Raw genomic sequence first — 14520 nt, 5'->3', positions numbered from 1 at the left:
GCCCTGGAGCGGGAGCCGATCCCGGTCCAGGGCGTTCCTCGACTCCGCCGGGGCAGGGTCAGCGCGGACGGCGGCTCTTGGGCAGGTCGAACTGATCCGCGGCCCGGCAGTCCTTCGGCCCGCCGACGGCGTCCTCGCCGATCCGGTCGAGGGCCTGACGGGCCCGGTACCGGCCCAGGTTCCAGGCGTACCAGGGGTCGGGCTCGGCCAGGTCGTCGTCGACCCAGCTGAGCGTGCACCGGCGTACCGGGTCCGGCAGCCGGGTCAGGGAAGGCGTGGCGTCGGCGGAGAGCGCCCGCAGGTACCAGGCGTCGATCTTGCCGGTCTGCTGGTACCGGGCGATGTTGCGCTGGGCGGCGTAGTCCTCCGGGTTGAGCACGGCCAGGCTGAGCAGCATCACCACGGCCAGCCCCACGGTCGCGCCGGGGATCCACCGGCCCCGCCACCGGATCCCGGCGGCCAGGATCATCAGGAAGACCGCCCCGAGCAGCAGCTCGAACGCCATCACGAAGATCCGCTCGCCGGTGAAGCTGTAGACCTTCTGGTACGTGTACATGCGGGACAGTGCCGACACCACGATCACCACGCTGAGCGCGCTGAGCAGGCCGAGCAGGACGCGCAGCACGGTGCGCTCGACCTTGCGTTCCCGGCTGGCCCAGCGGCTCACCGCACCGAGCACCGCCAGGGTCAGCAGGGTGACGAAGAGCAGCTGCCAGAAGCCGCTGCGGGCGTACTCGGAGTAGCTGAGCCCGGCGACCTTCTGGACGTGCCGCTGGCCGCCGAAGAGCACGGTGAACTGCACGACGACGAAGCCGGCGAAGAGCACCGTCAGCGCGCCGATGGCCGGGGCCCACTCCAGCAGGCCGAGGTTGCGCCTGCTCGGCTTGTCCACGGTGGACAGGTCCGGCGGGGCGGCCAGCGTGTAGACGGCGGCGACCGCGATCAGCGCGCCCACCACGGCCAGGAAGATCCAGCGGAACACCGTACCGACGTTGATCTCTGGGACGATCGCGCCGAGAACCTCGGAGAACGCCGCATCGGCCGAGGAGAGCAGGCCGCCGAAGACCAGCAGCACCAGCACCGTCGCGACGACCGAACCGGTCACCCGGCGAACCATCCCCGTGTCGGGGGTGGCGGTGATGTGCCGACGTACCCAGGGCAGGCCGCGGAGCGCCGCGAACGGCGCGGCGACCAGGCTGAACAGGATCGAGCGGACCAGCCGGCCGCCCACGATGGCCAGCGTCGCGCAGCCGAGCGCGCCGAGGACGCAGAACGTCACCAGCCACCAGGCGTTGCGGAAGGCGAGGACGGAGAGCAGCGCCAGGGCCGCCACCGCCCAACCGCCGCGAACCAGGCGTTCGGTGCGGGGCAGTTCGGCGGTGCCCCGCCGGACCGCGGCGACCACGCCGGCGGTCAGGACGAGCCAGCCGAGGAACCAGCCGATGCCGGTCCGGCTCAGCGGGACGAAGAACGCGATCCCGAGCGCGCCGGCGAGCACCGCGAGCGGGGTGGCCCGACCGGTGGCCGGCTGCGGCCCCGGCCAGCTGGCGCCGAGGAACGAGGTCCGGGGCACCGGCGGGCGGGGCGCCCAGGTCGCGCCCGGCTGCGGCGGGAAGGTCGCCCAGGGCGGCGCCGGCTGCCCGGCGTACGGCGCCGTCGGGGCGCCCGGGCCGATCGCCGGCTGCAGCACGGCCTCGGGGCGGCCCGGGACGAGACGCTGCTGCGGCACGGTCGGCGCGGGCCCGGACGGCGTCCCCGCGGCGGCGGCGGTCGGTGCCGCTGCGGGCTGTGTCGCCCCGGCGGATGTCGGCGCGGTCACCGGCGAGGCGGGCGCGGAGCCCTCGGCGGTGGCCGTTTCCGGGGCGTTCGGGGGCGTCTGCTCGGCCGAGCCGTCGGCGACGGAGGCCGGGGCGTCAGGCGTCGCGACCTGCGCGGGGATGACCGGGGCGCCGGCCGTGGCCTGGGGGGCGACCGGGGGCGGCGGGGCGGCCGGCCCCTCGCCGGCGGGGGCCGGGACCAGCGGCAGGAAGACGGCGTACCCGCGCGTGCCGGCCGGGACGGTGACCGGGATTGCCCAGGCGGGCTGGCCCTCCTGGCCGGGCCAGACGATGTCGGGCGGCGACCCGTCTGTGGTGGGCATGACGAGCAGGTACGGCGTGGCGTCGCCGGGTGCGTCGCCACCCGTCGGCCCGGCCGCCGGGGCGGTCCGGGGGGAATCTGGCGCCGGTGGCGGCTCGGACACGGGACGCTCCTTGATCACAGGGTGTGGTTACTGTAGGGCCAGACCCGGGCCGCCCGCCGCCCCCCGACCGGACCGTCCCCACCGGATCGACCGTTCGGCTGACCCGCGCCGCCGAGACGCCGCGGGGAGAAGAACAGCCACCCGGCCGGCGTCGTCGACCCGTTGCCGACGCGCGTCGGGGTAACCGTCGAACCTTTGCCGCTCCCCGCCCGTACCTCTGCCCGGGAGGTCGATCACATGGCCGTACGCCGAATGCTCGCCGCCGTCGCGGTCGTCGCCGCGACCCTGCTGCTCGCCGCCGCGCCCGCCGCCGCGCACGGTGCACCGACCGACCCGCTCAGCCGGGCGGCGGCCTGCGGCCCGGAGGGCGGCCACGCGGCGACGACAGCCTGCCGCGCGGCGATCGCGGCCGGTGCGGCGGTACGGGAGTGGGACAACATCCGGGTCGCCCGGATCGACGGCCGGGACCGGGAGCGGATCCCCGACGGCGAGCTGTGCAGCGGCGGGCTGTCCGCGTACCGGGGGCTGGACCTGGCCCGCACCGACTGGCCGGCGACGACGCTGACCGCCGGTGGCCGGTACACCTTCAAGTACCGGACCACGATCCCGCACAAGGGCACGTTCCGGCTCTACGCCACCACCGCCTCCTACGACCCGAGCCGGCGGCTGACCTGGGCCGACCTGGAGACCCGGCCGTTCCTGACGGTCACCGACCCGCCGATCCGCGCCGGCGCGTACCAGATGCCGGGGCGGCTGCCGTCGGGGCGCAGCGGCCGGCACCTGATCTACATCATCTGGCAGAACTCCGACACCCAGGACACGTACTACTCCTGCTCCGACGTGGTCTTCCGGTCGTCCTCCGGCACCGCGTCCGGCGCCCGCGGCGGCCCGTCGGCCAGTCCGGCCGCCACCATCGAGCGGGCCACCCCGGGTGCCCTCGCACCGGCCGCCGCGCCGGGCGGCGCGGCCGGCGTCCCGGCGGAGGCCGGGGTGCCGGTGGCCTCGGTGACCGACCTCGGCGGCGTCCGCTGGCCGCTGGTGGCCGGGGCCGCCGCGGTGGTCACCGTGCTGTTGGCGGCCACCGTCGGGATGCGGCTGCGCCGGGCCGGCAGCGTGCCGGTCGGCCGCACCTGCGAGGTACGCAACCACCGTGCCGGCCGCCGCCGGATCTGGTGAGCCGGCTCAGTCCCCGAGGGAAGGTGCGCCGGACCGCACCGTCGCGGCCGTCCGGCGACGGACGTTGACGGCGCGGTCCGACAACGCGGGTCAGCCCAGGTGATGGTCGATCTCGGCCAGCTCCTCGGTGGTGAAGTCGAGGTTGTCCAGCGCGGCCACGTTCCCCTCGAGCTGTGCCACGCTGCTCGCGCCGATGATCAGGCTGGTCATCCGTGGGTCGCGCAGCGCCCAGGCCAGCGCCAACTGGGCCAGCGACTGGCCGCGCCGCTCGGCGATCGCGCCGAGCGCCCGGATCGTGGCCATCTTCTCCGGGCTGAGGTCGCTCTCGTTGAGGAACACGCTGGTGCGTACCCGGGAGTCCGCGGGGATGCCGCCGAGGTAGCGGTCGGTGAGCAGGCCCTGCGCGAGCGGGCTGTACGCGATGCAGCCGGCGCCCACGTTCTCCAGCGTGTCGAGCAGGCCGTCGTCCTCGATCCAGCGGTTGAGCATCGAGTACGACGGCTGGTTGATCAGCAGCGGCGTACCCAGGTCCCGCAGGATGGCGGCGGCCCGGGCGGTCTGCTCGGAGTTGTGGTTCGAGACGCCGACGTAGAGCGCCTTGCCGGAGCGGACGATCGCGTCGAGCGCGCCCATCGTCTCCTCCAGGGGAGTGTCCGGGTCGAACCGGTGGGAGTAGAAGACGTCGACGTAGTCCAGCCCCATCCGGCGCAGCGACTGGTCCAGCGAGGAGATCAGGTACTTGCGCGAACCCCACTCGCCGTACGGGCCCGGCCACATCAGATAGCCGGCCTTGCTGGAGACGACCAGCTCGTCCCGGTACGGCTTGAGGTCGGTGGCGAGCAGCCGGCCGAAGTTCTCCTCCGCTGAGCCGGGCGGCGGGCCGTAGTTGTTGGCCAGGTCGAAGTGGGTGATCCCGAGGTCGAAGGCGCGGCGGATGATGTCCCGCTGCCGCTCGAACGGGCGGTCCGGCCCGAAGTTGTGCCACAGCCCCAGCGAGATGGCGGGCAGCGGGAGCCCACTGCGTCCGCTGCGCCGGTAGGTCATGGTGTCGTAGCGCTCATCGGCGGCAAGGTAGGTCACTCCGAAGACCCTAGCCCCGCCCCCGGGCGGCTCCGCGGCCAGAGGTCGCGGCGGAAGTGCGGAGGGCGCGGGCGTCGGAACGGGCGTGCCGATCCGCCCTGCCGGGTAGCTTCGAGGCCATGCGCTTCGTCCAGCTCGACACCCCCAAGCCCATCTCCAAGATCGGCCTGGGCACCTGGCAGTTCGGGTCGAAGGAGTGGGGTTACGGCCCGGACTACGAGCGCCGGGCGGCGGACATCGTGCGGCGGGCGCTCGAGCTCGGGGTCACCCTCTTCGACACCGCCGAGCTGTACGGCTTCGGCCGCAGCGAGCGGATCCTCGGCGCGGCGCTCGGCGACGACCGAGCCAAGGTCGTGGTGGCCAGCAAGATCTTCCCGGTGCTGCCGATCGCCCCGGTGGTCCAGCAGCGCGCGGTGGCCTCCGCCGCCCGGCTCGGGGTCAGCAGCATCGACCTCTACCAGGTGCACCAGCCCAACCCGGTGGTCGCCGACACCACCACCATGCGCGGCATGCGCGTCCTCCAGGACGTCGGGCTGGTCGGCGAGGTAGGGGTCAGCAACTACCATCTGCGCCGCTGGCGGTTCGCCGAGGCCGCGCTGGGCCGCCGGGTGCTGAGCAACCAGGTCCGCTACAGCATGGTCGACCGCGGCCCGGAGGAGGACCTGATCCCGTACGCGGAGCAGGCGGGTCGGGTCGTCATCGCGTACAGCCCGCTGGCGCAGGGCTTCCTCTCCGGCCGGTACGACGCGAAGAACCCGCCGAGCGGGGCGGTGCGCCGGGCCAACCCGTACTTCCTGCCGGAGAACCTGGACCGCGGCACCGCGCTGATCGCCACGCTGCGCGAGGTGGCCGACGCGCACGACGCCACCCCCAGCCAGATCGCCCTGGCCCATGTGCTGCGCCACCCCAACGTGGTGGCCATCCCCGGCGCATCCAGCGTGGAGCAGATGGAACGCAACGCGGCCGCCGCCGAGATCGACCTGACCGACGACGAATACGCCGCCCTGTCCACCGAGGCCCGACAGTTCCGCCCGATCACCGGGCTCGCCGCGGTGCCCAAGCTGGTCCGCGCCCGTACCGGAAGGTGACCATCATGGACGACATCACCGCCCTCATCCTCGACGACCACGCCGCCTTCCGGCGCGGCTTCGCCCGGCTCGACGACGCCCGGGACGACGCCGAGCTGCTGGCGATCTGGGACGCGCTCGCGCTGCACCTGGACATCCACGCCGAGGCGGAGGAGGCGATCCTCTACCCGCACCTGGTGAAGCACGGCGACGACGGCGAGGACGAGACCGAGGACGCGGTCGGCGACCACAACAAGATCCGGGACGCGATCGCCGAGGCCAAGAAGCATCCGGTCGGCTCCGACCAGTGGTGGGCGGCGGTGTGGACGGCCCGCCGGGAGAACAGCGAGCACCTGGCCGAGGAGGAGGACGAGGCGCTGCCCGACTTCCGCCGGCACGCCGGCGCCGAGCTGCGGGCGGAGCTGGGGTCGCGCTGGCTGAAGTTCTACGGCGAGCACAAGAACGGCCGGAACCTGCGCTTCCAGGACAAGGACCCGGGGAAGTACGTCGACGAGCACCGTTGACCGTTCCCCGACCCGGGGGCGGCGATCTCCCCGACGTGGGGGAGTCGACCAGGCGTCGCTCGGCGGGAGAATGGCCGCGTGACGATCCGCGGGCTGTTGGGGCCGCTGGTGCACCGGAGCACCTGGCGGCGCGCCGTGTTCCTGCTGCTGGGCGGGGTGCTCGCGCTGCCGTACGCGCTACTCGCGGCGGCCTTCGCCCAGTTGCTGACCAACGACGACGTACCCCGGCCGCTGGCCATCGGGCTGCTGCTGGTGGCCGCGGTCATCGCGGCCGTGCCGGTCTTCCTGAGCGGGAGCCGGGCGCTGGAGATCGCCGCCGCCCGGGCGTTGCTCGAGGTCGACCTGCCGGAACCGGCGGCGGGCCACCCGATCGACCGGGAGACCCGGCTGCGCTCCGCGCTCTGGATCGCCCTGCACCTGGTCACCGGGGGTCTGGTGCTGTTCGCGGCGATCAGCGCCTTCCCGATGGCGCTGGTCTTCATCGCCCAGCAGTTCGGCATCGACACCGGGCAGGCGGAGGGCGACGCGGTCGGCCCGCTGACCGGGCGGCACCCGGGCTGGCTGACCCTGACCGGGGTGGTGCTGCTGGTCGGGCTGGGGTACGCCGTGGCCGGGCTGGGCGCGCTCGCCGCGTCGATGGCGCCGGTGCTGCTCGGCCCGTCCCACGGGGAGCGGCTCGCCGCCCTGGAGGCCCGGGCCACCCGGCTCGCCGAGCGGAACCGCCTGGCCCGAGAGCTGCACGACTCCGTCGGGCACGCGCTGACCGTGGCGACGCTCCAGGCCGGCGCCGCCCGGCAGTTGCTCGACGCCGACCCGGAGTTCGCCCGCCGGGCGCTGCGCGCGATCGAGGAGACCAGCCGGCACGCCATGGACGACCTGGACCACGTGCTCGGGCTGCTCCGGGAGAGTGAGACGGGGGCACGGGCACCGGCCGGCACCGCGCCACAGCGCACCCTGAGCCAGCTGGACCGGCTGGTCGCCGACACCCGGGCCGCCGGCCTGGCGGTGGAGTCGCGGGTCACCGGGGCGGTCGGGGAGTTGCCGTCGGCGGTCTCCCGGGAGGGGTACCGGATCGTCCAGGAGGGGCTGACCAACGCGGCCCGGCACGGCCGCGGCCCGGTGACGCTGCGGGTCGACGTGCGCCCGGCAACGGCTCCAGGTCCCGGCGCGGCGTCAGACGCGCCGAGCTGGAGTTGTCGGAGTCTGGAGATCGAGCTGGTCAACGGCCTGCACGGCACGACCGGACCGGGGCGGGGCGGACGCGGCCTGGACGGCATGCGGGAGCGGGTGCTGCTGCTCGGCGGGCGGCTGACCGCCGGCCCGGACGACGGGCGCTGGCGGGTGGAGGTACACCTGCCGGTGCCCCGGAGCGGGACGCGGTGACGGGCGGTCCCGCCGGGGCCGGGCGGGGGGCGCGGTGCGGCCGGGAAGGGGGCGCGGGGTGACCATCGACGTGCTGATCGTCGACGACGACGAGCTGATCCGGGTCGGGCTGCGGGCGATCATCGACGCCCAGCCGGACCTGCGGGTGGTCGGGGAGGCCGCCGACGGCGCCGAGGTGCCGCCCCTGGTGGCGAAGCTGCGCCCCCGGGTGGTGCTGATGGACGTCCGGATGCCGGCAATCGACGGCATCCAGGCCACCCGGCAACTGCTCGCCACCTCGGCCGACCCGCCCCGGATCCTGGTGATCACCACCTTCGCCAACGACCAGTACGTCTACGACGCGCTGCGCGCCGGGGCCAGTGGCTTCCTGCTCAAGCGGGCCCGTCCCGCCGAGGTGGTCGAGGCGGTCCGGGTGGTCGCCAACGGGGAGTCGCTGCTCTTCCCGGCGGCGATCCGGCAGCTCGCCGGCGCGTACGGCGGGCGGGGCGGGGACGGGCTGCGGGCGGCCCGGCTCACCGAGCGGGAGGCGGAGGTGCTCCGGCTGATGGCCACCGGCCTGTCCAACACCGAGATCGCCGCGCACCTGGTGGTCGGGACCGAGACGGTGAAGACGCACGTCGGCAACGTGCTGACCAAGCTCGGCGTCCGGGACCGCACCCAGGCGGTCATCGCCGCGTACGAGTCGGGCTTCGTCGTCCCTACCGGCTGATCCCCTCAGTGGGGGAGCGGGTTCCACACCGCTGGGGAGGGGCGGCGGCCCGTCGCGGCCGAGGCTGGAGCCATGACGACGACCACCGATTCCCCACCCCGGCGGGCCGGCCGGCTCCGACTCGACCTGGCCCCGCCGCTCGCCGCCGCCTGGCTGGGTGGCTGGGGCGCACTGGCCCTGGTGGCCACCCTCACCGGCACCGGCTACCCGTTCGGCGCCAACGACCCGCACGGCGGCGGGGTGAACCTGCTGCGGTTCGTGCCGGTCGCGGTCGGTGCCCCACTGTTCGCCGGGCTGCTGCTGGCCGGGGCGGTCGCCGCCCTGGTGATGACCGGCGCCGGCACGGTACGCGGCCTGCCCCGCGCCCTGCCGCTCGGCTACGGCTGGGCGCTCGCCTTCGCCCTCGCCGTCGTGGTGCCCGACGCCCGGGTGCTGATCGTGCTCGGCTACGCGCCGATGCTGATCCTCGGCGCCCCGTTCGGCTGGCCCCCGGTCGACTACGCCGACATCTTCACCTGGGCGCTCTTCGCCCGATGCGCGGCACTGGTCGGCGGGATCCTGCTGGCCGGGGCGCTGCTGGCCGGGCAGCGGCGTACCACGGGAGCCTGCCTGGCCTGTGGGCGCGGCGACGACCCGCGCGGCTGGACCACGGCGGCGTCGGCGACCCGGTGGGGTCGGTGGGCGGCCGGGGTCGCGGCCGTGATCCCGGTGACCTACGCGGCCGTCCGGTTCGCCTGGGCGGCCGGGATCCCGCTCGGGATCTCCCGGGACTTCCTGGCCGAAATGCAGGAGACCGGCCTGGTCTGGGCCGGCGCCGGCCTGGGCGCCTTCGCCACCGTCGGCGCGGTGCTCACCCTCGGCCTGGTCCGGCCCTGGGGGGAGCGCTTCCCGCGTTGGATGATCGGCCTGGCTGGTCGGCGGGTGCCGATCGGGCTCGCCGTCGTCCCGGCGGGGCTGGTCGCCGTCTCGGTCACCGCCGCCTCCCTCGGGCTGGTCAGCAACCCGCGGTTCTGGGCCATGGCGGGCGGCCTCAGCCTGACCACCCTGCCGATGCTGTTCTGGCCGCTGTGGGGGGTCGCCCTCGGCGCGGCGGCGCTGGCCTACCACCTGCGCCGGCGGGGAGTCTGCCGCCGCTGCGGCCGCGGATGACTGGGATGATCTGGTCCGAAGCGGGCGGCCGGGTGACCGACCGCGCTAGCGTTGGCCGGGTGACTGCGCCCAACCAGGTTTCCCCGGTCCCGCCCGCCGACCTGCCCGGCACGCTCGGCGAACTGCGGGCGTCCGGCCATCACTACCGCACGGTCAAGCAGGAGATCCGCGACAACCTTCTCGCCCGGATGCGCGCCGGCGAGGACCGCTTCCCCGGCATCGTCGGCTACGAGGACACGGTGTTGCCGGAGGTCGAGCGGGCCCTGCTCGCCGGCCACGACATGGTGCTGCTCGGCGAGCGCGGCCAGGGCAAGACCCGGCTGATCCGCTCGCTCGGCGCGCTGCTCGACGAGTGGACCCCGGTCATCCCCGGCTCGGTGCTCAACGAGCACCCGCTGCACCCGCTCACCCCGGCCTCCCGCGCGCTGGTCGCCGAGGCCGGTGACGACCTGCCGATCGGCTGGCTGCACCGCTCGATGCGGTACGGCGAGAAGCTGGCTACCCCGGACACCAGCGTCGGCGACCTGATCGGCGACGTGGACCCGATCCGGATCGCCCAGGGGCGCACCCTCGGCGACCCGGAGACCATCCACTTCGGACTGGTGCCGCGCACCAACCGCGGTATCTTCGCCGTCAACGAGCTGCCCGACCTGGCCGAACGCATCCAGGTGGCGCTGCTGAACGTGCTGGAGGAGCGGGACATCCAGGTCCGCGGCTACCAGCTGCGGCTGCCGCTGGACCTGCTCCTGGTGGCCAGCGCCAACCCGGAGGACTACACCAACCGGGGCCGGATCATCACTCCGCTCAAGGACCGCTTCGGCGCGGAGGTCCGCACCCACTACCCCGTCGACCTGGAGCTGGAGCTGGCGCTGATCCGGCAGGAGGCCGGCCTGGTCGCCGAGGTGCCGGAGCACGTGCTGGAGGTGCTGGCCCGGTTCGCCCGCGCGGTCCGCGAGTCGCCGTCGGTGGATCCGCGCTCCGGCGTCTCCGCCCGGTTCGCCATCGCCGCCGCCGAGACGGTCGCCGCCGCCGCGCTGCGCCGCGCCGGCCTGCTCGCCGCAGCTCCCGCTGCCGAGGGGGTACGCGCCGAGGCGCCCGTCGCCCGGGTCGGTGACGCCGTCTCCGTCACCTCCACCCTGCGTGGCAAGGTGGAGTTCGAGAGCGGCGAGGAGGGCCGGGAGATCGAGGTGCTGGCCCACCTGCTGCGCACCGCCACCGCCGAGACGTTCCGGGCCCGGCTCGCCGGGCTGGACCTGTCCGGGTTCACCGGGCTGGTCGCCGAGGGCACTGTGATCGAGACCGGGGAGCTGGTCTCCTCGGCCGAGCTGCTGCGCCAGGTCGGTCCGGTGGACGGGCTGGCCAAGGTCCTCGACCGGCTCGGGCTGGGTGACGCGCCCACCCCGGAGGAGGCCGCCGCCGGGGTCGAGTTCGTCCTGGAGGGGCTGCACCTGACCCGCCGGCTCGGCAAGGACGTCACCGAGTCGGGTCGCACCGTCTACGGCGGCCGGGGCTGACCATGGCCGGCAACCGGTTCCGGTACGGCCAGTGGCGCGGCGGGCCCGACCCGCTCGCCCCGCCGTACGACGTGCGCGCCGCGGTGGACGCGGTCGGCGCCGAGGTGCTGAACGGCGGCAGCCTCCGGGAGGCGCTGCGCGACCTGCTGCGACGGGGCCCGCAGGGGCGGGGCGGCCTGGACGAGCTGGCCGCCCGGGCCCGGCGGCTGCGCCGCGACGCGCTGCGCCGGGGCGACCTGGACGGGGCGGTGACCCGGGCCCGGGCCCTGCTCGACCAGGCGCTCGCCGCCGAGCGGGACGAGCTGCGCGGCCGCGACGGCGACGACGCCCGCTTCGCCGAGGCGGTGCTGGACAACCTGCCCCGCTCGACGGCCCGGGCGGTGGAGGAGCTGTCCGGCTACCAGTGGGCCAGCGACGAGGCCCGGCAGACGTACCAGCGGATCCTCGACGGGCTCCGCGGCGAGGTGCTGGAGCAGCGCTTCGCCGGGCTGCGGGACGCGGCGCGGGCCGCCGCCGACCCGGCCGCCCAGCGGCAGCTCGCCGAGATGATGCGGGACCTCAACGACCTGCTGGCCCGGCACGCCCGCGCCGAGGACACCACCGACGCGTTCGCCGAGTTCATGCGCCGGCACGGCGAGTTCTTTCCGGAGCAGCCGAAGGACGTCGACGAGTTGGTCGACGTGCTGGCCCGCCGGGCGGCGGCCGGGGAGCGGCTGATGCGGTCGCTGTCCGACCGGCAGCGGGAGGAGCTGGCCGGCCTGATGCGCCAGTCGCTCGGCGAGCAGCTGGCCGGCGAGCTGTCCGCGCTCGACGCCCACCTGCGGGCGCTGCGGCCGGACCTGAGCTGGCAGCGCGGCGAGCGGGTCCGCGGTGACCAGCCGCTCGGCTACGGCGAGGCGACCGGGGCGCTCGGCGAGATCGCCGAGCTGGACGAGCTGCTGGATCAGCTCGATCAGGAGCACGCGGGCGCCACCCTGGACGACGTGGACGTCGACGCGGTGGCCCGGACGCTGGGCCGGGACGCCGCCGACGACGTACGCCGGCTGCGGGAGCTGGAACGGGAGCTGCGCCGGCAGGGCTGGGTGAGCCGGGACGCGGACGGGCTGACCCTGAGCCCGAAGGCGCTGCGTCGGCTCGCCGGCACCGCGCTGCGCCGGGTCTTCGCCGACCTGACCGCCGGGCCGCGCGGCCAGCACGACCTCCGTTCGGCGGGCGCCGCGGGCGAGGTCAGCGGGGCGTCCCGGCAGTGGGAGTACGGCGACGAGCAGCCCCTCGACGTGGTGCGCACCCTCACCCGCGCGGTACGCCGGGCCGGTCCCACGGTCCCGGTGCAGCTCGACGTCTCCGACTTCGAGGTGGTGGAGACCGAGCGCCGGGCGTCGGCGGCGGTGGCGCTCTGCGTGGACCTGTCGTACTCGATGATCTCGCAGGGGCGCTGGGGGCCGATGAAGCAGACGGCCCTCGCGCTGTCGCACCTGGTGGCGACCCGGTTCCCGCAGGACGCGTTGCAGATCGTCGGCTTCGGCCGGGAGGCGCTGCCGCTGACCCAGCAGGAGCTGGCGGCGGTGGAACCGGACATGGAGCAGGGCACCAACCTCCAGCACGCGCTCCGGCTGGCCGGCCGGCACCTCCGCCGGCACCCGGGCGCCGAGCCGGTGGTCCTGGTGGTCACCGACGGCGAACCCACCGCCCACCTCGACCCGGAGGACGGCGAGGCGTACTTCCACTGGCCGCCGCTGCCGGAGACGATCGAGGCGACCATCCGCGAGGTGGACAAGCTCACCCGCTACGGCGCCACGCTCAACCTGTTCATGCTCGGCGACGACCCGGGCCTGCGCCGCTTCGTCGACGCCGTGGCCCGCCGCTCCAAGGGTCGCATGTTCACCCCGGACCTGGACGACCTGGGCGAGTACGTCGTCAGCGACTACCTCCGCGCCCGCCACGGCCGCCCCTGACCCCTCCCCCCGTCGATCATGGAGTGGTGGTCGTGGACGAATCCCCTCATCCGGGTGAAATGGACGCCATAACTCCCTGATCGGCGGGTGGGGGCGGGGTTGACTGCGGGGATGGAGAGCGGGGGGTTGCGGCGGGTCTATGACGAGGTGCTCGAGGAGGTGGACGCGGGCGGGTTCGGGGCGCCCGCCGAGGGCGAGCTGAGCGCGGAGCAGATCGTGGCGCATCTGGCCGCCAACGACGAGCTGCTGAGCGAGGCGACCGAGGCGGTGCTCGCCGGGTCGCCGTTCGCCTACTACGACCTGGAGACGATCCACCGCCCGCAGCTCGACGCGCTGGTCTCCGAGTGCGGCGGGCTGGACGGGGTGGGCAGCCTGCTCCGGGCCACCAGCCAGAAGCTCTGCGTGCTGGTCGAGCGGCTCGGCCCGGCCGCCGACACCCCGGTCGAGACCCACCTGCGCGAGGGCTTCGACCTGATCGTCGACCAACACCTGCCCTGGGGACGCACCCTCGACCTGCACACCCGCGTCCACCTGCCGATGCACCTGGCCCAGCTCCGGGTGCTGCGGGACGGCCCAGCCCGCGCACCCGTGGCCGGGTCGTGAGCCGCCGGGGCTGGTGAAGCCCTCCCGCTGGGTGTCGGTCCGCCGATCGGCGTTCGACACCACCGGACCCGGCCGGCTGCGGCACCGGATCCGGGTGGCCGCGCCGCTGATCGTCCAGTGCGCGCTGATGGCCGGCGTCGCGTGGTGGATCTCCCAGTCGCTCTTCGGCCACGGGACGCCGATCTTCGCCGCCACCGCCGCGCTGATCTGCCTGACGGGCGGGATGGGCGGCCGGGGGCGGCAGGCCGTCGACCTGTTCGTCGGGGTGCTGGCCGGTGTCCTGGTCGGGGAGGGCGTGAGCGCGCTGCACACCGGCAACGAGTTCTGGTTGATCGCGCCGGCGATCGCGCTGGCCATGTCGATCGCCGCGCTCGTCGACCCCCGGCCGTTGACCTACATCCAGGCCGGCGCCGCCGTGCTGATCGTGGTGGCGGTGGGGGCGTCGAGTTCCCCGTTGGACTACCTGGTGGACGCCGCCGTGGGCGGTCTGGTCGGGCTCCTCGGCAGCCAGGTGCTGTTCAGCCCGGACCCGGTGAAGCTGGTCGAGGCACCCGTCCGGGAGATCCTGCGGGACACGGCGGACGCCCTGCGTACCGCGGCCGAGGCGCTGCGCGGGGGCTCGGTGGCGCAGGCGCGGGTCGGCTGCGAACACGCCCGGGACGCGCACGCCCGGCTCGGGGAGCTGGCCGGGGCCCGCGCCGCGGCCCGGCGGGTCACCGGTCGCACCGTACGAGGCCGGCGGCGGTTGGCCCGGCTGCGGCGGGCCGACCGTCCGCTCGACGACGTCGACGTGCTGGTCGCCGCCGTCCTGCTGCTCTGCGACGACGTGCAGACCCGACTGGCCCGGGCCGCGTCGCCGGCGACCGATCCACTGCCGGCCCGGCTGACCGAGCTGGCCGACGGGGTGGCCGAGCTGGCCGCCCTGCCGCTACCGGCCATGGCGCCCGCGATGACCGCCCCTCCCGACCACCACCGACGATCCGCCACCCCCACGCCCCCCACCCAGTACCCCCCGACCACCGAGGTCCACCTCCACGCCGCCCGCACCGCCCTCCACCACCTCCACCCCCCACCCCCCACCCCCTGACCCCTGACCCCCGCCCCACCCCCCTGCCGAT

At 75.0% G+C, this 14520-nt stretch carries 12 protein-coding genes; 10 read left to right on the top strand and 2 right to left on the bottom strand.

The genetic code is table 11. The features are described from left to right. Positions 1-58: 58 nt before the first annotated feature. A complete protein-coding gene (locus GA0070613_RS03855) occupies positions 59-2242 on the bottom strand; it encodes a DUF4153 domain-containing protein (RefSeq protein WP_089011024.1) in 2184 nt (727 codons plus the stop codon). Positions 2243-2479: 237 nt separating this feature from the next. Here GA0070613_RS03855 and GA0070613_RS03850 point away from each other — a divergent pair, with 237 nt between their 5' ends. Continuing rightward, positions 2480-3418 carry a lytic polysaccharide monooxygenase auxiliary activity family 9 protein gene (locus GA0070613_RS03850; protein ID WP_089011023.1) on the top strand — a complete coding sequence of 313 codons (939 nt, stop codon included), beginning with the start codon at positions 2480-2482 and terminating at the stop codon, positions 3416-3418. Between the two features lie 90 nt (positions 3419-3508). Here GA0070613_RS03850 and mgrA read toward each other — a convergent pair whose 3' ends face one another. Further along, on the bottom strand, positions 3509-4498 hold the full coding sequence (mgrA, locus tag GA0070613_RS03845; protein WP_089011022.1) for an L-glyceraldehyde 3-phosphate reductase: 990 nt from the start codon (positions 4496-4498) through the stop codon (positions 3509-3511). Positions 4499-4617: 119 nt separating this feature from the next. Here mgrA and GA0070613_RS03840 point away from each other — a divergent pair, with 119 nt between their 5' ends. The 9 genes from GA0070613_RS03840 to GA0070613_RS03800 all read left to right on the top strand — a co-directional run bounded on the left by GA0070613_RS03840 (position 4618) and on the right by GA0070613_RS03800 (position 14489). Further along, complete coding sequence (locus GA0070613_RS03840; RefSeq protein ID WP_089011021.1) at positions 4618-5586, top strand: aldo/keto reductase; 969 nt, start codon at positions 4618-4620, stop codon at positions 5584-5586. 5 nt (positions 5587-5591) lie between these two features. Then, a complete protein-coding gene (locus GA0070613_RS03835) occupies positions 5592-6089 on the top strand; it encodes a hemerythrin domain-containing protein (RefSeq protein WP_089015730.1) in 498 nt (165 codons plus the stop codon). 78 nt (positions 6090-6167) lie between these two features. Beyond that, a complete protein-coding gene (locus GA0070613_RS03830; protein WP_089011020.1) occupies positions 6168-7472 on the top strand; it encodes a sensor histidine kinase in 1305 nt (434 codons plus the stop codon). A 58-nt stretch (positions 7473-7530) separates the two neighbouring features. Then, entirely contained in the window at positions 7531-8181 is a 651-nt protein-coding gene (locus GA0070613_RS03825) for a response regulator transcription factor (RefSeq protein ID WP_089011019.1), read from the top strand. A 72-nt stretch (positions 8182-8253) separates the two neighbouring features. Then, entirely contained in the window at positions 8254-9330 is a 1077-nt protein-coding gene (locus GA0070613_RS03820; RefSeq protein WP_089011018.1) for a hypothetical protein, read from the top strand. 5 nt (positions 9331-9335) lie between these two features. Next, entirely contained in the window at positions 9336-10844 is a 1509-nt protein-coding gene (locus GA0070613_RS03815) for a sigma 54-interacting transcriptional regulator (protein WP_089011017.1), read from the top strand. Positions 10845-10846: 2 nt separating this feature from the next. Next, a complete protein-coding gene (locus GA0070613_RS03810; protein WP_089011016.1) occupies positions 10847-12799 on the top strand; it encodes a VWA domain-containing protein in 1953 nt (650 codons plus the stop codon). A 111-nt stretch (positions 12800-12910) separates the two neighbouring features. Then, on the top strand, positions 12911-13402 hold the full coding sequence (locus GA0070613_RS03805; protein WP_089011015.1) for a hypothetical protein: 492 nt from the start codon (positions 12911-12913) through the stop codon (positions 13400-13402). 13 nt (positions 13403-13415) lie between these two features. Beyond that, positions 13416-14489 carry an FUSC family protein gene (locus GA0070613_RS03800; RefSeq protein WP_089011014.1) on the top strand — a complete coding sequence of 358 codons (1074 nt, stop codon included), beginning with the start codon at positions 13416-13418 and terminating at the stop codon, positions 14487-14489. Positions 14490-14520: the final 31 nt, after the last annotated feature.

It is taken from the genome of Micromonospora inositola (genome assembly GCF_900090285.1).
GTDB lineage: Bacteria > Actinomycetota > Actinomycetes > Mycobacteriales > Micromonosporaceae > Micromonospora > Micromonospora inositola.
The sequence above is the reverse complement of the archived record's forward strand: the minus strand, read 5'-3'. Positions and strand labels throughout refer to the sequence as shown.

What these genes read in the sequence shown, in the direction of transcription:
- GA0070613_RS03850 (WP_089011023.1), top strand. Translation starts at nt 2,480, where the DNA reads ATGGCCGTACGCCGAATGCTCGCCGCCGTCGCGGTCGTCGCCGCGACC.
- GA0070613_RS03840 (WP_089011021.1), top strand. Translation starts at nt 4,618, where the DNA reads ATGCGCTTCGTCCAGCTCGACACCCCCAAGCCCATCTCCAAGATCGGC.
- GA0070613_RS03835 (WP_089015730.1), top strand. Translation starts at nt 5,592, where the DNA reads ATGGACGACATCACCGCCCTCATCCTCGACGACCACGCCGCCTTCCGG.
- GA0070613_RS03820 (WP_089011018.1), top strand. Translation starts at nt 8,254, where the DNA reads ATGACGACGACCACCGATTCCCCACCCCGGCGGGCCGGCCGGCTCCGA.
- GA0070613_RS03815 (WP_089011017.1), top strand. Translation starts at nt 9,336, where the DNA reads ATGATCTGGTCCGAAGCGGGCGGCCGGGTGACCGACCGCGCTAGCGTT.
- GA0070613_RS03810 (WP_089011016.1), top strand. Translation starts at nt 10,847, where the DNA reads ATGGCCGGCAACCGGTTCCGGTACGGCCAGTGGCGCGGCGGGCCCGAC.
- GA0070613_RS03805 (WP_089011015.1), top strand. Translation starts at nt 12,911, where the DNA reads ATGGAGAGCGGGGGGTTGCGGCGGGTCTATGACGAGGTGCTCGAGGAG.